This window comes from Erysipelatoclostridium sp. MSK.23.31 (genome assembly GCF_019125875.1).
GTDB classification, from domain to species: domain Bacteria; phylum Bacillota_I; class Bacilli_A; order Erysipelotrichales; family Coprobacillaceae; genus Thomasclavelia; species Thomasclavelia ramosa.
The window spans coordinates 26141-48428 of the sequence record NZ_JAHOCB010000029.1 but is presented as its reverse complement, the minus strand read 5'-3'; the positions used below and the strand labels follow the sequence as shown (position 1 = coordinate 48428).

The window sequence follows — 22288 nt, the reverse complement described above, 5'->3', positions numbered from 1 at the left end:
AGAAAAGAGATAGCTTTCGCTATCTCTTAAGCCCCTCCACTATTGACACGGAGCCCACAAGTCTAAATTAATCCATTGTTTCCGTTTTAGGATCAATTCCTGCTCTATCCAAGACTGCATGAACAACATTACGTTTTCCGCTTTCACTACCAGCTGAAGTACATGTTGATAAAGTAATTACCGGATTACCTGCAGCTTGTTCAAAATCAACCTTAATATCACTAGTTTTTAACATCTCTTGATAAAAAGCTTGAATATCAGTAATTCCAGTATTATATAATAAACTCTCTTCTGGAATAATATGTGCTGCTACTACTTTATAACGACTTACTGTCCCATCTGGTAAATAAATATAAACATACGGGTGTTTATCTGCAAAATCTTGTTCTGTATATGATTTAATGTTATTAAACATTGAACCATTTTTCATATTATGACCATAAATAACAGTATTTAAATCAGTAAAAGGGTTTTTATTTTCACTTGCAATAAAAATTGAACCGGCTCTAAATTCCTTTTTGTCAATATCACTATGAATATATGTATCATTAGTTTCTCCTTGAACAATTGGATAACTAACTTTAGTATCAGGAATATCGATCCATCCCTTAACATCTGAATTTCTTGCTAATAAGGCTTCAAAATCAATTGTCTTATATGAATTTTTTTGTTCTGTATTTTCAGTAACATATGTTTCTTCTACTTCTTTATTACTATCATCCATGCTCTTATATTCAAGAAAAATTGAGGCTAGATTATACGCACTATAACAAAATACACAAATACAAACTAATAAAATAATTTTTCTAATTAAATCTTTAGCTCCAGTCGGTTTTATTCTCTCAATAAAACTCTTTTTTGTTTTTGCCATTAGACATTAAATTTAAACAACATGATGTCACCATCTTGACCAACATATTGTTTTCCTTCCTGACGAATCTTACCAGCTTCTTTTAAAGCATGTTCACTGCCATATTCGACTAAATCATCAAAACTATATGTTTCTGCTTTAATAAAACCTCTCTGGAAATCACTATGAATAATTCCCGCCATTTCTGGGGCTGTCATACCTTCTTTAAAAGTCCAAGCTCGTACTTCTTGTACCCCGGCAGTAAAGTATGTACGAAGTCCTAATAGTTTATAGGCTTCTTTGATCAATTTATCAAGACCGCTTTCTTCAATTCCTAAATCTTGTAAAAATAAATCTTTTTCTTCTTTATCCATTCCAACTAATTCACTTTCAATTTTTGCACAAATAGGGACAACATCAGCCCCTTCACCAGCTGCAAATTCAACGACTTTATTATAATGTGGATTAGTAGTTGGATCTTCTAAGTCTTCTTCACCTAGATTTGCCACATAAATGATTGGTTTCATTGTTAATAAAGTATATTGTTTAACAACATCCATTTCTTCTTTACTAAACTCGATCACTCGAGCTGGTTTATTGGCTTCTAGCGTACTTTTTAATTTTTCTAAAATAGCGACTTCTAACTTCGCTTCTTTGTCTCCTGATTGTGCTTTTTTACCAATTCGTCCAATTCTTTTTTCTACAGTATCTAAATCAGCAAAAATCAACTCTAAATTAATTGTTTCAATATCTCTAATAGGATCGACATCGCCATCAACATGAGTTACATCCTTATCTCTAAAACAGCGAACAACTTCACAAATTGCATCAGTTTCACGAATATTCCCTAAAAATTTATTTCCTAAACCCTCACCACGACTCGCCCCTTTAACAAGACCAGCAATATCAGTAAAACCGAAAGTAGTTGGAACAGTTTTTTTAGGTTCAACTAATTCTGTTAACTTATCTAAACGATAATCAGGTACTTCTACAACCCCAACATTAGGGTCGATTGTTGCAAACGGATAGTTTGCTGCCTCAACTTGGGCATTTGTTATTGCATTAAACAATGTTGACTTCCCAACATTTGGCAATCCTACAATTCCGGCTGTCAGTGCCATTTATATCACTCCATTCATATGCTCTTATATTCTACTTAATATCCAGGTAAATTGCAAGTTTGTTTAATTTTAAAGTATCTAGTATAATTAACTAAACTTTAATTTAAGGAGACTATTATGTTTAATCAAATCGATATTCACGGCTGTACTACGATTGAAGCTAAAATCCGGCTGGATAACTATCTAAATTCATTATCCCCCAATACGAAAGAAATTACTGTAGTTCACGGCTATTCAAGTAAAATACTACAACAATTTATTCGGAAGCAATATAAACATAAACGTGCTGGTCGGCGCATCTTAACAATGAATGCAGGCGAAACGATCATTCAATTAAAATAAGGAGTTTTTATGGAAAAATTTTATCAAACAATGTTATCTAATATTCGTAAACATCCCTTGCTGCAAAAAATCATTATGGGCTTTACCCGCTATATCCCTATTATTACTTTTATTGTTTATTCAATTTTGCTCGTTTATTTACTTTATACTCAAAATACATTATTAGCTAAAACACTTTATAAGCCACTTGCTTCATTTTTAATTGTAACACTTTTGCGCAAAGTAATTAATCGTAAACGCCCTTATGAAGCTATGGCTATTGATCCTTTAATAGAACATAAGCAAGGTGAATCTTTCCCTTCACGACATACGGTCAGTGCTTTTGCAATTGCATTAGCTTGTCTTCAGGTAAATTCACTGCTTGGGACGATCATGTTAATTCTAGCATTTGTCGTTAGCTGTTCACGAATCTTAAGTGGTGTTCATTATATCAGTGATGTTCTAAGTGCCGTAATCATTGCTTTAATCATCAGTTTCCTCTAAGCGTATATGCATATATATAAAAGATGGTGCCTATGCTATTTCAATTACCTGTTGATACTAATTTAGATAATCCGTTAAATCAATCTATTTTAACCAAACAAGTTCTCGTTTATATAAATAATAAATCATGGATAAAAGAAATTGATTAAAAACGTCATTTATTTGAATTGTTTAAAAATGAATTGAACTATAAATATCTGTTCTATATGATTTATGATAGCTCAAATGATGCTCTTATCAAACAATTATATCAAAAGCTCTCTAAATACATTAATCTAACTATAAGCTCCTCGTCGAACGTGATGATGGGCTTCCATCAACACTTGAAATAATTTTAACAGACCATTAAAAACTCTTCTTTTGAAATTACTATCTCTTGTGAACTGGTAATAATCAAGTTGATTCAAAATAATTATTGACCCAAAATATTACCTAGTTAATAATGTTTATTCAAAAACAATTAAATATTTCATTTTTATGCTATACTTTTATTGGTGATAAAAATGAAAAGAGAAGGTATTCATGGTTTAATTCAATATCTTAATAAAACTACTAATAATGCAACTAATACTCAGGTTGCTAAAGCAATCTTTACTAATCGTGATAAAATCAATGAAATCAGTCTTGAAAAACTAGCCGGTGACAATTACTTGTCTCAAGCTTCGGTTAGCCGGTTTATAAAAAATCAGGGTTATAAAAATATCAATGAGTATCGTTGGGATTTCATTGCTGGACAACAAATGCTGCGACTTAATGCTTTTAATAATAAAAAAGTGATTATTAGTAAAAATAACGAAGAAATTAAAAATGATGTAAAACAATCATTACAAAATGCTTTTAATGATATTGATAAGCTTGATATGACAGCACTTGAAAGATTAGTTAAAATAATCAATAATTATAAACAGGTTCTTTTTATTGGTTCTGAATTTTCATTGGCTAATATTTATCTAGTTCAATTAGAAATGGTTCAATATGGTATCAATGCTTATAGTTATAACGATCCCATTATTATGGCAGAAAATCTTAGGTCTTTGAAAGAAGATACCCTAATTATTTGTATCAGTACCAGTGGTCAATGGTACAATGCTCCTTCAACTAAGGAAATTAGAGATATCTTATTCAGTCTTAATAACCCTAAAATTCTTCTTACCTGCATTACACAGCATACTGATGAAGCAAAGTTTGATTATATCTATAAATTTGGCAATCAGCGTAATGATGAAATTAGCGGTTATATCCAGCTTACTTATTTTATTCCAATCTTTAGAAATATGTATATTCGTTACATCGACTAGTTCATTCAGTTTTTGAATAAACTAGTTTTATTTTGAATTGATCGTTCAAAGATAATTATGTTTTATTATTATAAGCGCTTGTATAATTTTAATGTAACTTAAAAGTTATAAATATAAAATCAGGGGTGGAACAATGAAAAAAATAACAAAAGCATTATTAGCACTAACATTGTCACTATTAATGTTAGCAGCTCCAATTTCAGTTAATCAATTATATGCAAATGAAAACATTTTAACTGAAGTAACTAGTGACACAATCAATAATTATACTTACTACGAATATGATAGTGAAGCAGATGGCTACACCTCAGAACGTAGTAATATCTTAACACCTATTTATTACATTTTTGCGGGAAAACAAGATCTTACTAGCGCTGATAAATTAATTGAAGAAATTGGTCTTCTCGATAATGTTCATGAATGGGCAGGGAAAGTATATATTATTAATCCTATATCAACGCAATATAACAATGATGATGTCACAGCCTTCAAAAAATTAGCCGGCACTGGTGTCAGCAACATTAAAGTGATCGGAATTGATGAGGGTGCCACTTTCGTCAATAATTATATTAGTCAAAATTGTTACTTTATTGCTGGAATGATGGTATATGGCGGTACAATGAATAGCGATTTAACTTATAACGTTCCTATACCAGCATATTTAAGTTCAACAGCAACATCAGCTGTTAGTTATTACAAACAAGCTAATCAAACTGACCAATCTCAATCATTTAACAACTACACGATCTATCAAAATTCTACAAATCCATTACAAATCGTGGTAAATTCAAAAACAGATGAAACATTAAAAAATGCATTCGATAATGCCTGGGAAACAGTTTTTTCTAAAAACTATCGTCAGCATAATGAAACAACCGAGTTCTATAATATGCCTGTTACTGATACAAATTTAGCTAATGCTGAGCAACCGTATAAACTAATTGAAACGCCAATTTTTGATCGCCTTGGAATCATTCATAATCAAGAGATTAATCAAACTGTCTCAAATATGCCTGGAAAATACACTTGGTTTGAATATTTACCTAATCAAGTAATTGATACTAAGAAAGATTCAGTTCCTTTAGTTCTTACGCTTCATGGAAACGGTAATGATCCTCGGGTTCAAGCCGATTCTTCTGGTTGGATTGAATTAGCTACAAAAGAGAACTTTATCGTTGTATCCCCAGAATGGCAGGATGCTAGTGTCAATTTTTCAAAATGCGATGGTTTAGGGGATGAAGGAATTATTAACTTAATTGATGATTTGAAAATTAAATATCCACAAATCGACAGATCACGAGTATATGTTACCGGCTTATCAGCAGGCGGTGCCGAGTCATTATTATTAGGGGTCAAGAATAGTGAAACTTTTGCAGGGGTTGGGGCTGTTTCTGGTGTCAATCTTTATAGTGAAGCAATCACTGAATTAACCAATGATTATAAAGGACATGAAACACCTTTATTATATATTTGTGGTGATCATGATTTCTTTCAAATGATTCCTGTTGATGGTTCAAGTCAATACGGTACTTCACAATTATATGGTTTTAGTATTTGGGCTGAAGACAGTAATACACATATATATAGTGCCCTACAAGCATATCAAAAAATCAATGACTTAACCGTGACGGATATGAATATGGATTTAAACCCTTATTATGGCATTAAATTAGATAATCAGCAATGGACAAAACTTGGTGAAAAAGACATGTATACAGGAACTTTGTCTAACAATAACGGTGTAGTAATGGAACTTGCTGCAATTAAAGATCATGCTCACTGGAACTATAAACCAGAAGCTCAATATATTTGGAATTTCTTTAAAAACTACCAACGTGATCTACTAACTGGTGAACTGATTTTTGTCAACAATGGTAGCAATACTACAACAGTTATTGATAAAAAAGATGATTTGACAACTTCTGTAAAAACAGGAGATGAAGTTGAATTTGAATATCTAGGTATTCTATCTGTTATTACGATAACTACTTTTATCTATTTTAAAAAGAAAATAGCATAATAAAAACATTGAGTAATTAAATTACTCAATGTTTTTTACACTTTTTTTGTCTTAAATAATTTTCTAAAATCAAAGAAAGCAACTAATACTCCCAAAGCAATTAATAAAATTGCAAAAATCAATTGTAGTCCTGATGTCAAGAAATCAAAAGTTCCTGTTGTCATCCATGCATTTACGATGTTATATACAGAAAGACCAAGTGAACTTAAAGTTACTACCAGCATTGTACACATTGGAATGTATAACATAAATCCTTTTCGACCAGTCACCTTTAGGAAAACAGATAATGAAATCAATACCATAGCTGCTAACAATTGATTTGCTGAACCGAATAACGGCCAGATATTATTGTAACCACCTAATGATAATAAATAACCAAAGAACAAGGTAATTAATGTTGCAAAATACTTATTTGTAAGAATTTTATTCAACCCTGAAGCTTCTTGAGAATTTTCTACTTCAAATAATTCTTGGAATGATAAACGTCCAATTCTTGCAACAGCATCCAATGATGTAAGAGCTAATGCTGAAACGAACATTGTCATAATGCAAATTCCCCATTCTTGAGGTAATCCTAGTTTAGAAACAAAAGCCGTTACCCCTACTGAGAATTTAGTAAATGGAGTAGCTCCTTCAGCAGTAACTAATGAAGCTAGCTGATCAGTTAAAACACCGTCACTAACTAATTGAGTTAAAGAACCAACTACGACAACAACTAAGATTGCTAATAGTGATTCCAATAACATTGAACCATAACCAACTTGTAACATATCTTTTTCATTTTTGATTTGTTTACTACTTGTTTCTGATGAAACCAGTGAATGAAAACCAGAAACAGCTCCACAAGCAATCGTGATAAACAAAGTTGGGAACATGTAGCTGCCTGTCTCACTTGTAAAACCAGTAAATGCTGGTAGTGAAATAGTTGGGTTATAGAATAGTACGCCGACTACTGCAGCCACGATCATTCCAACAAATAAAAACGTAGTTAAATAATCACGAGGTTGTTTCAATAACCACATTGGTGTAACAGAAGCAAAGAAAATATAGACAAAGACGACATATAGCCAAGTTGTTTTACTGAAATAAATTGGAAAAGCAATCCCTCCAATTAACATCAAAACAATTAAGCCAATTCCTAGCATTGCTTGCACTTTGCCACTTACATGCCGTTTCTTTAAAAAGAAACCAAAAGCAATCGCTACAACGATATACAACATTGAAATTGATGCAGCTGCAGCATTTGGCTGTAATTTAGAACCATCAACAGCTGAAAAACCATTAAATGTTCCTGCTACCATATCAGCAAAAGCAGCAATTACCAAAAGTGTAAATAACCAGCAAAACAAGAAAAATAATTTCTTCCCAGTTTTACCAATATATTCTTCAATGATACCACCCATTGATTTACCGTTTGATTTTACTGATGCATAAAGTGCTCCAAAATCTTGGACAGCACCAAAGAAAATTCCCCCAACAATAATCCATAAAACTGTAGGTACCCAACCAAACATCAATGCCATAACCGGTCCCGTTACAGGTCCTGCTCCAGCGATTGATGAAAACTGATGTGCAAATACTTCCCATTTGCTACTAGGAACAAAATCAACCCCATCTTCATTAGCAACCGCTGGTGTCTTAGCCTTAGGGTCGATTCCCCAAGTTTTCTCCAAATAGCGACCATAAATTACATAAGCTGCTGCCAATGCAACCATCGAAAGCGCCAGTAATAATAATCCATTCATTTTTTATTTCCCCCTTTAATGTATATACCTATACAATGTTTTATATAGAATACTCTTATGATTATTGTTTGTCAAGATAATAATTTTTTTATTTTAATTATTTTTAGGATTTTAGATAATAAATATACATATAATTGTTTAAAAAACAAAAAGATTGACTTTTATAGCCAATCCTAGATTAATTTATTAAAATCACTGAAGTCTTGTATCGTCATGATAACGCCAGGTAAATCCCGATACTCACTTTCTTTTTCCTGAGGACAGATTACTACGATTTTTTCAATTCCCGCTTTATATGCATTCGCAATTCCTGAAAAAGAATCTTCAAACACTAAAATATCTTTAACATTATGTTTTAATTTTTGTGCTGCATCTTTAAACATATTAACTTTATTTGAATAGGAACCATCATCATAGATAATCATTTCAGGGTCAATCCACTTATCTAGATTAAATGATTCAACAAAAAAATCAATATTTTCTTTAATTGAAGCACTAGCAATCGTAAAAGGAATTCCCAGTTCTTTTAATTTATCAAAAAAAGCTACTGCTCCATCTACCAAATGAAAAGATGCTTTATCTTGCTTACAAAATTCACGATAATATTCTTCTTTTAATAATGAATATTTTTTAAGCTCTTCACTCGTTGCTTGATTATTCATCATATACTGAATATTTTTAGCATTCGGTGTTCCATTAAACTGCTCATGCAACTCCTCGTCACTGATCCCCCTACCGCGAATCAGCTTGGAGATTTTTCCCCAAGCTAAAACATGTTTATCATTGTCAAAGAATAATGTTCCATTAAAATCAAAGATAATTGCTTTATAATTCAATCTTATCTAACTCCTTTGTTTCACTAATTTGCTTGAACCAGCTAGCTGATTTTTTTGGATATCTAACTTGACTGTCATAATCAACATAGAATAGTCCATAACGCTTATTATAACCATTAGACCAAGAAAATACATCCATTAACGACCAAACAAAATATCCTTTAACATCCGCACCATCATCAATTGCTTTTAAAATCCATGATAAGTGCTTTCTAATATAATCAATCCTTGGAGTATCATCGATCTTACCTCCAACAAATTCATCCTTATATCCCATTCCATTTTCTGTGATATAAATTGCTTTATAGTTAGGATATTGATTTTTAATTCGCATGATCATATCATAAAGTCCTTGAGGATAAATCAACCAGTCCCAGTCAGTTCTTTCGATTCCTTCCTTAAACATCCGTTCACCAACACCCTTCAGTCTAAAACGTGAAGTACCTTTATCCCCCGTTCCATTATGGAAGATATCATTCTCACCATCGTAAGCTTGAATAAAGTGGCTTTGATAATAATTAATTCCTAGATAATCATTTAACTTAGCAGCTTTTTTCATGATTTCCAAATCTTCTAGATCAACTCTAAAAGTTCCATTATTTAAAGCGACTAATCGTTTAATTATCGTAAGAGTTTCATCAGTGTATTCACCTAAGAAAGTTGCATCTAAAACAAACTGGTTAGCTAATACATCTTCATTTTTTGTTGCCTGATAATCAGCTTCATTATCATTATAAGGATATTTTGTTTCTAAAGAGTGAATAATTCCAATTTGGCCTGGATATTTTCCCTCTTTAAATGCCAATACTGCTTTCGCATGGGCAACCATCATATGATGCATTGAATAAACTGCTTTAGGAATATCATATTTAATTGCTGGTGGAAAACTTCCTACAATGTATTGATTTACTGCAATTGGCCATACTTCATTAAAGGTGAACCAATATTTTACTTCATCATGATATTCTTGAAAACAAAATTTTGCATAATTAGTATATTGATCGATGATTTCATGATTTAAAAAATCACCAATTTTATGCAAAGCATCAGGAGTATCAAAATGATGTAATGTAACATATGGTTCAACACCCTGCTTTTTACATTCTTGAAAAACACGATGATAAAAATCTACCCCTTCTTGATTAATTTGACCAACACCATTAGGAAAAATTCTTGACCAGGCAATCGAGATTCTAATCCCTTTGATTCCATAATCACGGCATAATTTTAAATCTATCGGATATTGATGATAAAAATCACTCGCCGGATCACCAGAAAAACGTCCTTCTTTTTTTAAATAATCATCCCAGGCAACTTTACCTTTTCCATATTTCAAAGTACTTCCTTCACATTGGTAAGCAGCTGTAGCACCACCAAATACAAAATTATCAGGAAATTTCATTTTTATTCTCCCTCCATAATTTTAAACACAAATTTCAAGGCCCCATCAGGATCTCTTGTTAGATTGATATATTGTTTACCTTCACAAGCAACACATTTAATTCCTAAACGATCTGTATCTTTTTTCAAATCTTCATAATAATTAGCTACTTGTGGTGCCAATACAACTAAATCATAATCTTTCATAATATCCATATGTGCTCCATAAGAACCGGCAGCTGTAATCAATGGAATATTTTGTTCTTTAGCGCCTTTAGCTAGAGCATTTGCTAATAAACCACTTGTTCCACCACCAGCACATAAAACCAAGATTCGTTTTGATTTTAAAGTATTTCCATCTACTTCAATCATTTCTTCTTCTTTTTCAACTGCATCTAAGTTCTTATTCTTTTCTTCTTCACACTTTTCATTATCATAAACTTTAAAAAATGGATAATAAATAGCAAAATCAACTAGTAGAATAACTGCAGCAAAAAGAATTGTTAATAAACCTAAACCGCATCCTAAAACAATCCCAATTGGTCCTGGTGTTGTCCAAGGTAATACATACATAAAACTATTCATGCCTAAGAAATCTACAAAAGCTTTAAATAACCAAACATTTAAAATCGGAGCGAAAATAAATGGAATAAAGAAAATTGGATTTAAGATAAGCGGTGCCCCAAATAAAATTGGTTCATTAACCCCAAAGATTACCGGAATCGAACTAGCACGGCCAATTGCTTTTAATTCTTTTGATTTTGACATAAATGCAAACATCAATGTAATTACAAGAGTTGCACCAGTCCCACCAATTGTTGCAACAAATTGTTGAACTCCTGGTGTTAATATATTATTAGCATGTTGTCCCGCTTGGAATAAATCTAAATTGTTTGCTATATTTACATAATAGATTGCCGAAACTGCCGGTTCCACGATTGATGGACCTTGAATTCCCACAAACCAGAATAATGACATTGCCCCATAAATAATAGCCAACCCGATATACCCATCTGCTGCAGTAAATAGTGGTTGAAAAAATTCAATTACACCTTGAGCAAAACATATTCCAGTTACATTCCTAAAAATAATATCAAAAATAGTAAAGATGATTGCTGAAACCGCAAACGGTATAACATCAGCAAAGGTTTGAGAAATATTTGGTGGTACTGCATCTGGCATTTTAATAGTTACATTTCGTTTTACACAAAAACGATAAACATTACAAACGACAAAGGCAACTAAAAAGGCTGTTAATAACCCTTTTGACCCCATATAGCCATTTGCAAACCCGCCTTCGATCGAATCGACCCCAACAATCAAGAAACCAACAATTGCTGCCATTAACGCAGAAATATTATTGATTTGACGATTAACCGGCATATCACGATTAAAATTATCTGCTAAATTCTTAGCCGTAGTACCTGCAACAACAAGAGCTAAAATCCCCATTGAGTAATTATATGGTTTTAAGATCATTGCTTCTATTTCTTTAGACCAGTAAAAACCAAAGATATTTGGTACATATGCAAGTAACATAAAAATACTTGAAAATAATACAATCGGCATGGCCGAAATGAAACCATCACGAATCGCTCGTAAATAGCGGTTACGTGAAACTTTTTCAAAGAAAGGTTTTAATTTCTCTATATTTGAAACTAATTTATTCATATACGATCCCCCGTTAAATTTTTATTTTTTATATACATCCATTAAAGTCCCAACAATATCCTTTAATAATAATGTTGTCATCAGATGATCTTGACCATGAACCATGATAAAACCAACCTCAACATTATCCCCTCGAGCTTCTTGTTGCAATAAATCTGTTTGAGCTTTATGAGCATCTACTAAACATTCATTAGCTTCTGCTACTAATCTATCAGCAGTCACTAAGTCACCTGCTTTAGCTTTCTCTACAGCCATTAATAATTTTGAACGAGCATCCCCTGAGTAAGCTACGATTTCAAAGGCAACCATTGTTGCTTCTTCTTTAGTCATATTTAATCCTTCTTTCTATTTATCTCTTTTTAACGATTGAAATAATCGTTGCAATTTCAGCGTCACTGATTGATATATTTAAAGCCATCTCTAAAGGAACTAAAAGTTCCTTGACCTTACTAACTAACATTCCATGATTTAAAATTATGTTTGATGCAATAAAATTAACAATCGGTGCTTGATGTCTACTGATTCGATCAATCAAACAAACCAAGTGTACTATTAAACCGATTTGCTGATCCTCATCTAAAGTTGCATCTAGTGTAACTTCTAAACTCTTAGTAAAATCCAATAGATAATCTTTTATTCCATCAACATCTACCTCATTGAACTGATCCTTTAAATATTCAAATATTTCATTAATATCATCACGTGCTTCATCTTCCTCAATGAATATCTCTTCTAAAGTTTTAGCATTCTTTTGTTCTAGCCATCTCACTTCAGCAAAAGGATATTGAGCTAAATTTGGTCTATTATTACCAATAATTCCGATAATTTTTCCTTCATTAGCAATAATATTGATTTCATTGTATAGATGATTAGCTTCACTATTTTCAATTACATGAACAGTAACATTACTTAAATCAAAATGTTCATTTAAATAACTCTTTAACCTTGTAACTTCTGACTGCTCTTTTGAAATTATTACTAAGATCTTCTTATCACTTTGTTTTCTAAAATATTTTATATCTTTAAACTTTGTTTGAAGATATTCATAAATTTCATCGACTGAATCATTATTACTGGCTTTATTACTGCTAGTGACACCAATTAAAGTAACTGGCATTTCTAAATATTTAATTTCTATTTTTGTTTCAAAAGCAATTGATTCAGCCATAGTTCGAATTGAACCCATGTCATAAATAAGAATAATCCCTTTACCCTGATCAACCTTTATAATTTGCTCTTTCAAATCTTCATAGGCATCATCCATGCTTTTATCTAAAGGCAAATCATAGGCATAAGTATTGTTATGCATTGCTAAAGCGTTAACAACGTTAACAATCGAACTAGCCGAACTGTCACCATGCATCGCAATCAAAGTAACAACATGTTTATTAGTTACAGGCTTACTCTCATTTAAAATAAACAGCATTGTAAAGATTATTTCATCAATATTCATCTTTACCCTAAATTCTTCTTCAATTTCATGAACGAATTCTTTAGCAAGATGATAATGTTTAGGATAAAGATCAATCATCCGCTTAATTTCTTCATTTGCAAGACGCTGTTTACTGCTTACTTTAATTAGTGAAGCATTAATATGCAGACATAACCCATAAAGAATATTTTCTTGATAATTTATTGCTAGTTCACTGCTTACACGAGTAATGAAACGTTCAACTAAACTAATTAATTTCATTGAAACAATTTTACTTAATTGCTCTTTATCACTTACACGATTACTCAATTCATTTAAATATTCTTGAAAATCTTGATGAAGCTGTAATGAAACTAATGTATTAATTTGTTCCTCACTAACACTTTGTTTTTTTAACTCTTTTTTACGAACATCAATCGTTCGATAAATATTAGCATTATTTTCCTTTGCTCTATTTTTTAATACCTCATTTTTAGTAAATGCAAATTTACAATCTCCAGGAATAATCTCATCAATTTCTTCTTTAAATGTTTTATAGTAAATCATTCCTTTGCGAACATAATTAGGAAAATCTGATAACAATAACTCAATATGGTGATGATGAACATCATGTTCTCTTACATAACAATTAGCTACTCCTGTATGAATATCATTTTTTAAACCACGGATATTGTCCTTCACTTCATATAATAATAAGGAGTGTAATATATTAGTGCTTACTTCTAGAACCCGATCAAGTTTTCTGGCTTCTTGTTTTAAAAACAATTCTAAAAGAGCAAATCGTTCTTTTAAGGGTCTTTGACTTAATGGCAAAAGTTCAATAACAAAATCCATTTTATTACGATAGAGATCATAAAGATCCTTACTGGCATCACTGGCTATTGCACAAAGCATGATACATTTATAATTACGCGGTAATTCTACATATTGATTAGAGGGCATCTTATTACTTGTAATGATTGAAAATAACATTGTTCTTTGATACCCTGATAAAAGTTCAACATGTTTAATCAACAGCATGCCTTGATTAGTCTGATGTACTAGTCCAGTATTCACTTCATCACCATAAAGCATTTCATTAATAATCGTAGGATTTTCAATGAATGTTTTACAGTCGAAAACTGTAAATGGTGCATTATTTTTTAATACTTTAGATTTAACTGCAAAGTCATAAACGTTTTTAGCAAAATATTTAACCCCACTTCCACTTTCTGCAGTTAAGAGAATATGAGGACTTCCTTGAGGATAAAGAATGGCAGCTTTTGCTAGCATCACTGCTTCATTCAAACTTTGGTTATAACCAATTAAATTCTCAAAGTCTTTTTGATTAGTCAATTGGAAATTTGCTAATTGATACAGTACTGGACGTGTAGTTGTTTTAGTAATTTTTCCTTCTTTAACCAATTGATTCAAAATACTGCTTAGATTAGTTCTTTGCATGTCTAATTTTTCGGATAGATACTGAGTTGTCAATTTAGGATATTCATCTGTACTTTGAGTAATTGAATATTCTTTAATGAACTCAAATACTTTTACTTTGTTTGATTTCATAGCTAACTCCTTTGACACTACTTGCTCTAGCCAATTACAACTATAAAATAATCAATTATTTCTCGCAAACTTGATAAATCATCATTTTTTAATACACTAGAGCATATTTTATAAGTAGTGTATACGCTTTCTTTTAATTTTTACAAGTTCAATTATACACTAAACTATAATAATCATATATTTTTATTTTAGTGTATAAAATATTTATGTCCCTATTTCTTCTTTTATACACAAAATACTTTTTGAATAATTTCCTTTAAAATAATAAAAACTGCTAAAGTTTACCTCCAGCAGTTATCTTTACCTTTATAGTTTATAATCATTTTAGCTTATTGTATCTTTTTTATTAAATATCTATCACTTAGCTAAATTAAATTGGCTATTATGAAGATTATAATAATAACCTTGTTTCTCTAACAATTCTTGATGCGTTCCCTGTTCAAGAATATGTCCTTTATCCATTACTAAGATCATATCGGCATTTTTGATCGTCGATAAACGATGAGCCACAATAAATGTCGTTCGACCTTTCATCATCGTTTCGAAAGCTTCCTGGATTTGTAATTCTGTACGTGTATCAATTGAGCTTGTTGCTTCATCAAGAATCAGCATTGGAGGTTTTGTTAACATAATTCGGGCAATACAAATCAATTGCTTTTGCCCTTGAGAAATATTTCCTCCATCTTCATCAATCATAGTATCATAACCTTCAGGTTGTTTCATAATAAATTTATGAACCCGGGCTTTTTTAGCAGCAGCAATAATCTGTTCATCTGTAGCATCGCTTTTTCCATAAGCTATATTTTCTTTAATAGTTCCTTTAAATATCCATGACTCTTGCAATACCATTCCGTACATACGACGTAAATAATCTCGCTCCATATCTAATGTACTAACATTATCAACCATAATACTTCCACTATTTTGATCATAAAAGCGCATTAATAAATTAATTAGAGTTGTTTTTCCACAACCAGTTTTACCAACAATTGCAATTGTTTGACCTGGTAATGCCTCTAAACTAAGATTTTCTATTAATGATACTTTAGGGTCATAGCTAAAGTATACATTTTTTAAAGAAACATTACCTTCCATTATTTCAACGTTTTGAGGATTACTGACTGGTTTTTCAACAGGTTCGTCTAATAAATTAAATACTCTCTGACTAGCTGCTAAAGCTGTTTGCATTTCTGTCATTACTGACGAAATTTCATTAAAAGGTTTGGTATATTGGTTTGCATAAGTTAAAAAGCTAGATAATAAACCAACCGTAAAGCTACCATTTAACACGCTAATTGCACCAAATACTCCAACCGCACCATACACCAGACTATTAACAATCCTTGTCGTCGGATTGATCAAAGCTCCATAAAATTGTGACTTTACACCACTTACATGCATTCGTTGGTTTACTTCTTTAAAACGTTCTTCATTCATTTGTTCATAATTAAAGGCTTTAATGATTCGTTGATTCCCTATCATTTCTTCAATATAGCCATTCATTTCACCTCGAAGTTCAAGCTGTTCTTTAAAATAGATATGGGTCCTTTTAACGATTAGTGAAGCGACTAGTAATGATAACGGGGTTAAAACAATCACTACGATTGCAATTGATAAATTAATCAAACACATTATAATAATTGTTCCAACAATCGTTGCAACACCAGTAAATAAACTAGTAAAACTTTGCAATAAACCCGCTGCAATCAAATCAATATCATTAATTACTCGACCAATAATATCACCATGTGGCGTACTATCAATATATTTTAATGGTAATAAATGAATCTTTTCAAAGACGCGATCACGAAGATCGTTCGTTATATTATAAGTAATCTTATTAGTTAATTGCCCCAAGATCCATTGGACTAATGCTCCCGCAAGCACAACTCCTACAATCACTAGAAGCTGCCAAAACAAACGACTAAAATCAACCAGTCCTATTCCTATTAATAGATCGATTGCTTGTCCAAATAAGATTGGCGTAATTAATGTCAAACAGACACTAATAAAAGATAAGATAAATATTAAACCTAAAATCACACGATATGGTCGACAATATGTCAATAACCGCTTTATCGTCTTACTATTCATGATCGTCACCATCCTTACTATGTTGTGAAGCATAGATTTCTTGATAGATCTTACAATCTTTCATTAACTGTTCATGACTATCAAAGCCAACCAAGTCACCATGATATAAAACCATTATCTTATCTGCCTGTTCAATTGAAGCTGTTCGTTGTGAGATAATAATTTTTGTCATATTAAGTTGTTTCAATGCTTGTCTCAATTTAAAATCAGTTGCATAATCAAGTGCACTTGAACTATCATCAAGAATTAAGATTTCCGGCTGTTTAACTAATGCTCTGGCAATCGTTAAACGTTGTTTTTGACCCCCAGATAAATTCTTTCCGCCTTGTTCAATTACTGTATCTAATCCAGCCGCTTTATCTTCGAGCATTTCCTTTCCCTGAGCAATTTCCAAGGCCTTGAGCAATTGTTGATCATTGGCTGTTTGATTTCCTAACTGTAAATTTTCTCTAATCGTTCCTGAAATAAGAGCTGCATATTGTGGTACAAATCCAATAAAAGAACGTAAAGCATGAAGATCATAATTTTTAATCGCTTCTCCATTAATTAAAATCTCGCCACTGCTAACATCATAAAAACGCCCAATTAAATTTACTAAAGAAGTTTTTCCAGCTCCTGTTCCACCAATAATTCCAATTGTTTGACCACGTTTTATCGTAAAATTTAAATCATTTAAAACATTTTTTTGTTCATAAGCAAAGCTAACATGTCTAAATTCAATACAATCTTCACTTTCTCGATATATTTGTATTTGTCCATCATTAACTACTGCCGGTTCTGTTTCCAAAACCTCAAAAATCCTTGTATAACTAGCACCTGCTTTATTGTAGATCGATAACACATTAGCAAAAACAATCAAGGCTAATAAAATAGAATTCATATAATTAACTAGAGCAATAACTTCCCCTTGCGATAATCCCCCAACATTTACTTCAGTTCCACCAAAATAAACTATTAAAACAATAGCCACATTAACAATCAGATATGTAAATGGATTTAATAATGCTTGAATTCTCCCTACTTTTACTTGGATATCTTTTTGTTGCCGAGTTTCTGTTTTAAACTTATTAATTTCTTTATCTTGTGAAGCAAATGCTCGAATTACTCTAATTCCATTTAAGTTTTCACGAACGATCAAACTAATTTTATCAAGCTTTTTTTGAACATTATTAAAATACGGCATTGAAATTATTGTAATCATCAACATAACAATTGCTAAAACGATAGCCCCAACTACAAAAATAGAAACCAGCGGCCCGCTAATCAAAAACGCTAAAAACAAGGAACCAATCATAATAAACGGTGCCCGTGAAGTTAACCGGATCGTCATTGCTACTGCCAATTGAATTTGTACAACATCATTAATCAATCTAGTTACTAAGGTAGGCGCACTTAATTTATCCAAATTATGATGATCATAACGATTAATTTGATGATACATATCTTCACGCAATTTTGTTCCAACACTTTGTGATGTAAGTGATGCATAATATTGACATACTAACGCAAATAAATAACCAGCCACCGCTAATCCTACCAAAAATAACCCCCTTACTAAAATATAATTTTGATCATTGTTTTTAATTCCTACATCAATAATATCAGCCATTACCAATGGAACCATTAATTCTAAGGCTGCTTCGGCAATTTTGAAAACAAATCCAATTATCGCGGGAAATCGATACTCTTTAACATATTTTAATAATTTCATTGTCTAACCCCCAAATCTGGATTTATTATACCCTATCTTTCCACAAAAATAAAAGGAATTAGAATTTAATCTAATTCCCAATCCGCTATTTAGTCACCGGTATTTGTAATTCTGTTAGCCATTCATCCTTACTTTCTTTATTCCAGATTCCATCAATATAGCTCTCACGGGGATTATCAAGTACCTGATATCCATTTTCTTCAATCCATTTAAAAGCATACGCATATGCTTTAGGTAATCCCGCATAATCACCTTTATGCATTATAGATACTGCTTTAACCGCCGGCATCTTTTTAAACTTGATATCATCAAAATCTACCTTCACTTGATCAACCGCCTCACAAAATTCAATATCAATATCTTTTTCTTTATATTCACCATCTCGATAAATAATAAAACAATATTCTGGAACTGTACATTTTAAGTCCGGGTACTTATTCATCACTTTTTGACCTATTGCAGGAATCAATTCAAAATAACTGTCATACCCAGGGACTACCATTCTTTTCGAATATACGGTACATGCTGGTAATTCTTTAATACTTGCTTGATAATTCATAAATGTATCCTCCTCTTTGCCAGATAAAATAAACTCAATGCGTGAAAGTTGATCTTCTGCTTCACTAATGCTTTCTTTTATTGCTTTTTTCCGACTTTCTAGAATTGCAACACCATCAACACCATTAATAATCATCTGTATTTCATCTAATGATAAACCTATTTGTCTTAATGACTGAATTTGATGAATTATTACTAATTGATTACTCGTATAAAAACGATATTTACTATAAGTATCTACATATGCCGGCGCCAGCAATCCAATCTCATCATAATGTCGCAAAGTCTTTACAGTCGTTTTAGCCATTTTTGAAAACTCACCAATCGAAAACATCTTATCACCTTCCATAAACATCGTATAAGCTCCCCTTACCGGAGAGTCAAGCAAATATAAAATTAATTTTCTAATCACCCTATTCTAACATATTTTATCTTTTTTATTTAAACTACCGACAATAAAGAACTAATTATCTTTTTATGATAAAATAAAATAATTAAAACAAGAATCTTATTAATAATTAAAATTTTCATACATTTATCCTTCAATAAATGGTATGGTTAATATAATATGACATTATTATCCATAAGGAGTTTATTTTATGAAAAAGAATTCAATTTTTAAACAGGCTGCTTTTTTAGCTGCTGCTGGAATATTAGTAAGAATTATTGGTCTGTTATATCGAAGTCCATTAACTAAACTGATTGGTTCACAAGGAATGGGTTACTATTCTACTGCTTATAATGTATATGCACTAATTCTTTTAGTTTCTTCTTACAGTATTCCAACTGCTATTTCTAAGTTGTTATCTGAAAAACTGGCCGTTAATCAATATAATAATGTTAAAAAGATTCTTCTTTGCTCATTTATTTATATTGTTGCAGTTGGTGGAGGAGCAGCAATTATCGCATTTGTAATTGCACCCTATATTGTTCCTGATAAAGCTGTTTCAGCTTTGCGAATTCTTTGTCCAACGATCTTTCTTTCTGGACTATTGGGGATTTTTAGGGGTTATTTTCAAGCCTTTAAAACTACTGCCTTTACTGGAATTTCACAAATAATCGAACAAGTATTTAATGCCGGTGTTTCAATTGGAGCTGCTTATCTATTTATTCAACCATACCTTAATAATCAAAGTCTAGTTGCTAGTCACGGGGCAACTGGTAGTGCCTTAGGCACTGGCGCCGGAGTTCTAATCAGCTTATGTTATATGTTGTTCATGTTCAAAAGAACTAAACAAAGTTATTTAAATCCTCCAAATATCGAAGCAGCCGATCCCCATACAGATTCGTTTAAAGATATCTTTAAAATGATTTCAAATATTGTTACTCCAATAATTTTGGCTACTTGCGTTTACAACCTTATCTCAACTATTGATATGTATATGTTTTATCTAGTTTGTGGTGATGGTGCCAAATCCATCAGTGCCTTTGGGGCTTATGGGGGTGAGTATATTATTTTACAAAACGTTCCTGTAGCTCTTGCCTCAGCAATGTCAACAGCTTCAATTCCCAATATTTCATCAGCATGGCTATTTAAAGATACTGCTGAAGTTAAAAAACAAATTGCTCAAGGAACAAAAGTCATCATGTTGATCCTTATTCCCAGTGCCGTTGGAATGAGTATTCTTGCAGTTCCGATTATTCAAGCAATTTTTCCGCAAAAAGAAACGGTTGTTCTAGCCAGCACCCTTTTAACATTTGGGAGTCCAGCAATTGTTTTCTATGGTCTTTCTACCTATACCAATGGATTATTGCAAGCTTTAGGATATTCATCTATTCCTTTAAAAAATGCTATATATGCGTTAATTATCCATTGTTTTATTACTCTATTTCTTTTACTTGCAACGAATTTAAATATTTATTCTCTATTGATCGGTAACTGTCTTTATGGTTTACAGCTTTGTTTCGCAAATCAAAGAGCTTTAAAACATATTACTACTTATTATCAAGAGAAATTACACACCTTCATCTACCCATTGATTAGTTCAGCAATTATGGCATTTACAGTCGCGCTATGCTACTATGGTTTAATTAAAGTTATTGATCGTTTGATTATCACTCTATTTATTGCAATCGTTATTGGAGTCATTATATATTTTGGAACATTGCTTTTTCTATATAAAGATAATGTTGAAGAATTATCACAAATACCTTATCTTCAAAAAATCATAAAACATAAATAAAAGCAACTAAATGTTGCTTTTATTAAATACAAATATAAATATAGCGTCCAAATTTAACATATTCTGTCTTTTTACGTAAGCAGCCGTCAATGATCAAAAAGCCAGCTTGATTTATTTCTTTACTCATTTCCTCAAAAGTTACCATAATCATTTTGTCACAAATTCTTCGCGAGGACTGAATCATTCTACACTGTTCTTCGTAAGTTATTGGAGTATATAAATTATATGGGATATCCATGATTGCAACATCGTAATGTTTTTGTAAGTCATGAATACTCACCTTATTAATCAAATACTCATCATAACCATAATACTTTAAATTTTTACGTGCTTGCCAAGATATTTCCCTGGAAATATCGAATCCTTCAATATCTAAATCTAAAGCGAGTCCTTCTAGAACAACTGTCCCCATACCACAACAAGGATCAACGATCGTTACCTGATCATTATCTCCAGCTGCTAAATTAACTAAAGTTCGAGCTAACCGGATATCTAAAGAATTAGAAAAAGTATTAGGTTTATCATCGTGTTTTTGCCAAGACGGAACACCATGATGATAATAACCGCAAAGCCATTGATCTTCTAATTTTGTAATCGCGATAGTATGTTGCGGTCTAGACATATTAACACTTCCTGCAATACCCCAAGAAATATCTTTACACCTAAGTAAACTTTCTTGATAGTCAACATGAGTAACTTCATTTTTTAAATATATTACTTTAAAATTCTGGTAATCTTTATGCAGCGCAGCCACTTTTTCGATTAGTTTATTAAAATCAGCATCTATTCCCCAAAGATCGAGCTTTGCTTTTACAAAAACACTTTTATCGACACTATAATCTTTATTTGATAAATAATATTTACTCTTAAATTCATCTTTAAATAATGTTCTAAATTCTAAAGCACATAATTCTTTATCTTCTGGGGGATAGTTAAAAACATATAAATACTTTTTCATTATATCTCCTTTGTTTGTGTCTATTTTATATTTATGCTATAGTAACAGTACTTGG

17 protein-coding genes are annotated in these 22288 nt (G+C 31.6%); 5 read left to right on the top strand and 12 right to left on the bottom strand.

The window, feature by feature from the left end; genetic code table 11:
* Positions 1-67: 67 nt before the first annotated feature.
* Both srtB and ychF read right to left on the bottom strand, forming a co-directional pair.
* Complete coding sequence (srtB, locus tag KSU54_RS12760) at positions 68-871, bottom strand: class B sortase (RefSeq protein WP_003539485.1); 804 nt, start codon at positions 869-871, stop codon at positions 68-70.
* Entirely contained in the window at positions 871-1971 is a 1101-nt protein-coding gene (ychF, locus tag KSU54_RS12755) for a redox-regulated ATPase YchF (protein WP_003539483.1), read from the bottom strand. Before ychF ends, srtB begins: the two co-directional genes overlap by 1 nt.
* 117 nt (positions 1972-2088) lie before the next feature.
* On the opposite strand from ychF, the gene KSU54_RS12750 reads away from it, so the two are divergent.
* The 4 genes from KSU54_RS12750 (at position 2089) to KSU54_RS12735 (ending at position 6114) form a co-directional block, all read left to right on the top strand.
* Complete coding sequence (locus KSU54_RS12750) at positions 2089-2313, top strand: Smr/MutS family protein (protein WP_003539481.1); 225 nt, start codon at positions 2089-2091, stop codon at positions 2311-2313.
* Positions 2314-2322: 9 nt separating this feature from the next.
* Positions 2323-2796, top strand: a complete 474-nt coding sequence (locus KSU54_RS12745; RefSeq protein WP_003539479.1) for a phosphatase PAP2 family protein — start codon at positions 2323-2325, stop codon at positions 2794-2796.
* A gap of 503 nt (positions 2797-3299) precedes the next feature.
* Positions 3300-4094 carry a MurR/RpiR family transcriptional regulator gene (locus KSU54_RS12740; protein WP_003539475.1) on the top strand — a complete coding sequence of 265 codons (795 nt, stop codon included), beginning with the start codon at positions 3300-3302 and terminating at the stop codon, positions 4092-4094.
* Between the two features lie 133 nt (positions 4095-4227).
* Positions 4228-6114 carry an alpha/beta hydrolase family esterase gene (locus KSU54_RS12735; RefSeq protein ID WP_003539466.1) on the top strand — a complete coding sequence of 629 codons (1887 nt, stop codon included), beginning with the start codon at positions 4228-4230 and terminating at the stop codon, positions 6112-6114.
* Positions 6115-6149: 35 nt separating this feature from the next.
* Here the strand turns inward: KSU54_RS12735 and KSU54_RS12730 are convergent, their stop codons facing one another.
* From KSU54_RS12730 to KSU54_RS12690, 9 genes are all read right to left on the bottom strand, one after another.
* A complete protein-coding gene (locus tag KSU54_RS12730; RefSeq protein WP_003539465.1) occupies positions 6150-7859 on the bottom strand; it encodes a carbon starvation CstA family protein in 1710 nt (569 codons plus the stop codon).
* 173 nt (positions 7860-8032) lie between these two features.
* Entirely contained in the window at positions 8033-8695 is a 663-nt protein-coding gene (locus KSU54_RS12725) for an HAD family hydrolase (protein WP_003539461.1), read from the bottom strand.
* Complete coding sequence (gene lacG, locus KSU54_RS12720) at positions 8685-10097, bottom strand: 6-phospho-beta-galactosidase (RefSeq protein ID WP_003539459.1); 1413 nt, start codon at positions 10095-10097, stop codon at positions 8685-8687. Before lacG ends, KSU54_RS12725 begins: the two co-directional genes overlap by 11 nt.
* Positions 10098-10099: 2 nt before the next feature.
* Positions 10100-11746, bottom strand: a complete 1647-nt coding sequence (locus KSU54_RS12715; RefSeq protein ID WP_003539457.1) for a lactose-specific PTS transporter subunit EIIC — start codon at positions 11744-11746, stop codon at positions 10100-10102.
* Positions 11747-11767: 21 nt separating this feature from the next.
* Positions 11768-12076 (bottom strand): PTS lactose/cellobiose transporter subunit IIA, encoded by a 309-nt coding sequence (locus KSU54_RS12710; RefSeq protein ID WP_003539455.1) that lies wholly within the window; start codon positions 12074-12076, stop codon positions 11768-11770.
* A gap of 19 nt (positions 12077-12095) precedes the next feature.
* Positions 12096-14729, bottom strand: a complete 2634-nt coding sequence (locus KSU54_RS12705; protein WP_040434434.1) for a PRD domain-containing protein — start codon at positions 14727-14729, stop codon at positions 12096-12098.
* A gap of 357 nt (positions 14730-15086) precedes the next feature.
* Positions 15087-16823: an ABC transporter ATP-binding protein gene (locus tag KSU54_RS12700; RefSeq protein ID WP_003539453.1), complete on the bottom strand. Its 1737-nt coding sequence runs from the start codon at positions 16821-16823 to the stop codon at positions 15087-15089.
* Positions 16816-18534: an ABC transporter ATP-binding protein gene (locus KSU54_RS12695; protein ID WP_003539449.1), complete on the bottom strand. Its 1719-nt coding sequence runs from the start codon at positions 18532-18534 to the stop codon at positions 16816-16818. The genes KSU54_RS12700 and KSU54_RS12695 overlap by 8 nt, the downstream gene beginning before the upstream one ends.
* 85 nt (positions 18535-18619) lie before the next feature.
* Positions 18620-19447, bottom strand: a complete 828-nt coding sequence (locus tag KSU54_RS12690) for a MerR family transcriptional regulator (protein ID WP_003539447.1) — start codon at positions 19445-19447, stop codon at positions 18620-18622.
* 244 nt (positions 19448-19691) lie between these two features.
* Between KSU54_RS12690 and KSU54_RS12685 the strand changes: the two genes are divergently transcribed.
* Positions 19692-21275 (top strand): putative polysaccharide biosynthesis protein, encoded by a 1584-nt coding sequence (locus KSU54_RS12685; RefSeq protein ID WP_003539445.1) that lies wholly within the window; start codon positions 19692-19694, stop codon positions 21273-21275.
* A gap of 22 nt (positions 21276-21297) precedes the next feature.
* On the opposite strand, the gene KSU54_RS12680 is transcribed toward KSU54_RS12685, so the two are convergent.
* On the bottom strand, positions 21298-22233 hold the full coding sequence (locus tag KSU54_RS12680) for a TRM11 family SAM-dependent methyltransferase (RefSeq protein WP_003539443.1): 936 nt from the start codon (positions 22231-22233) through the stop codon (positions 21298-21300).
* Positions 22234-22288 lie beyond the last annotated feature (55 nt).

Bases quoted from the DNA above. Each gene is read 5' to 3' on its own strand.
- KSU54_RS12735 (WP_003539466.1), top strand. From the start codon at position 4,228: ATGAAAAAAATAACAAAAGCATTATTAGCACTAACATTGTCACTATTA.
- KSU54_RS12730 (WP_003539465.1), bottom strand. From the start codon at position 7,859: ATGAATGGATTATTATTACTGGCGCTTTCGATGGTTGCATTGGCAGCA.
- KSU54_RS12745 (WP_003539479.1), top strand. From the start codon at position 2,323: ATGGAAAAATTTTATCAAACAATGTTATCTAATATTCGTAAACATCCC.
- lacG (WP_003539459.1), bottom strand. From the start codon at position 10,097: ATGAAATTTCCTGATAATTTTGTATTTGGTGGTGCTACAGCTGCTTAC.
- KSU54_RS12750 (WP_003539481.1), top strand. From the start codon at position 2,089: ATGTTTAATCAAATCGATATTCACGGCTGTACTACGATTGAAGCTAAA.
- KSU54_RS12685 (WP_003539445.1), top strand. From the start codon at position 19,692: ATGAAAAAGAATTCAATTTTTAAACAGGCTGCTTTTTTAGCTGCTGCT.
- KSU54_RS12690 (WP_003539447.1), bottom strand. From the start codon at position 19,447: ATGTTTATGGAAGGTGATAAGATGTTTTCGATTGGTGAGTTTTCAAAA.
- ychF (WP_003539483.1), bottom strand. From the start codon at position 1,971: ATGGCACTGACAGCCGGAATTGTAGGATTGCCAAATGTTGGGAAGTCA.
- KSU54_RS12700 (WP_003539453.1), bottom strand. From the start codon at position 16,823: ATGAATAGTAAGACGATAAAGCGGTTATTGACATATTGTCGACCATAT.
- KSU54_RS12680 (WP_003539443.1), bottom strand. From the start codon at position 22,233: ATGAAAAAGTATTTATATGTTTTTAACTATCCCCCAGAAGATAAAGAA.
- srtB (WP_003539485.1), bottom strand. From the start codon at position 871: ATGGCAAAAACAAAAAAGAGTTTTATTGAGAGAATAAAACCGACTGGA.
- KSU54_RS12695 (WP_003539449.1), bottom strand. From the start codon at position 18,534: ATGAAATTATTAAAATATGTTAAAGAGTATCGATTTCCCGCGATAATT.
- KSU54_RS12705 (WP_040434434.1), bottom strand. From the start codon at position 14,729: ATGAAATCAAACAAAGTAAAAGTATTTGAGTTCATTAAAGAATATTCA.
- KSU54_RS12710 (WP_003539455.1), bottom strand. From the start codon at position 12,076: ATGACTAAAGAAGAAGCAACAATGGTTGCCTTTGAAATCGTAGCTTAC.
- KSU54_RS12715 (WP_003539457.1), bottom strand. From the start codon at position 11,746: ATGAATAAATTAGTTTCAAATATAGAGAAATTAAAACCTTTCTTTGAA.
- KSU54_RS12740 (WP_003539475.1), top strand. From the start codon at position 3,300: ATGAAAAGAGAAGGTATTCATGGTTTAATTCAATATCTTAATAAAACT.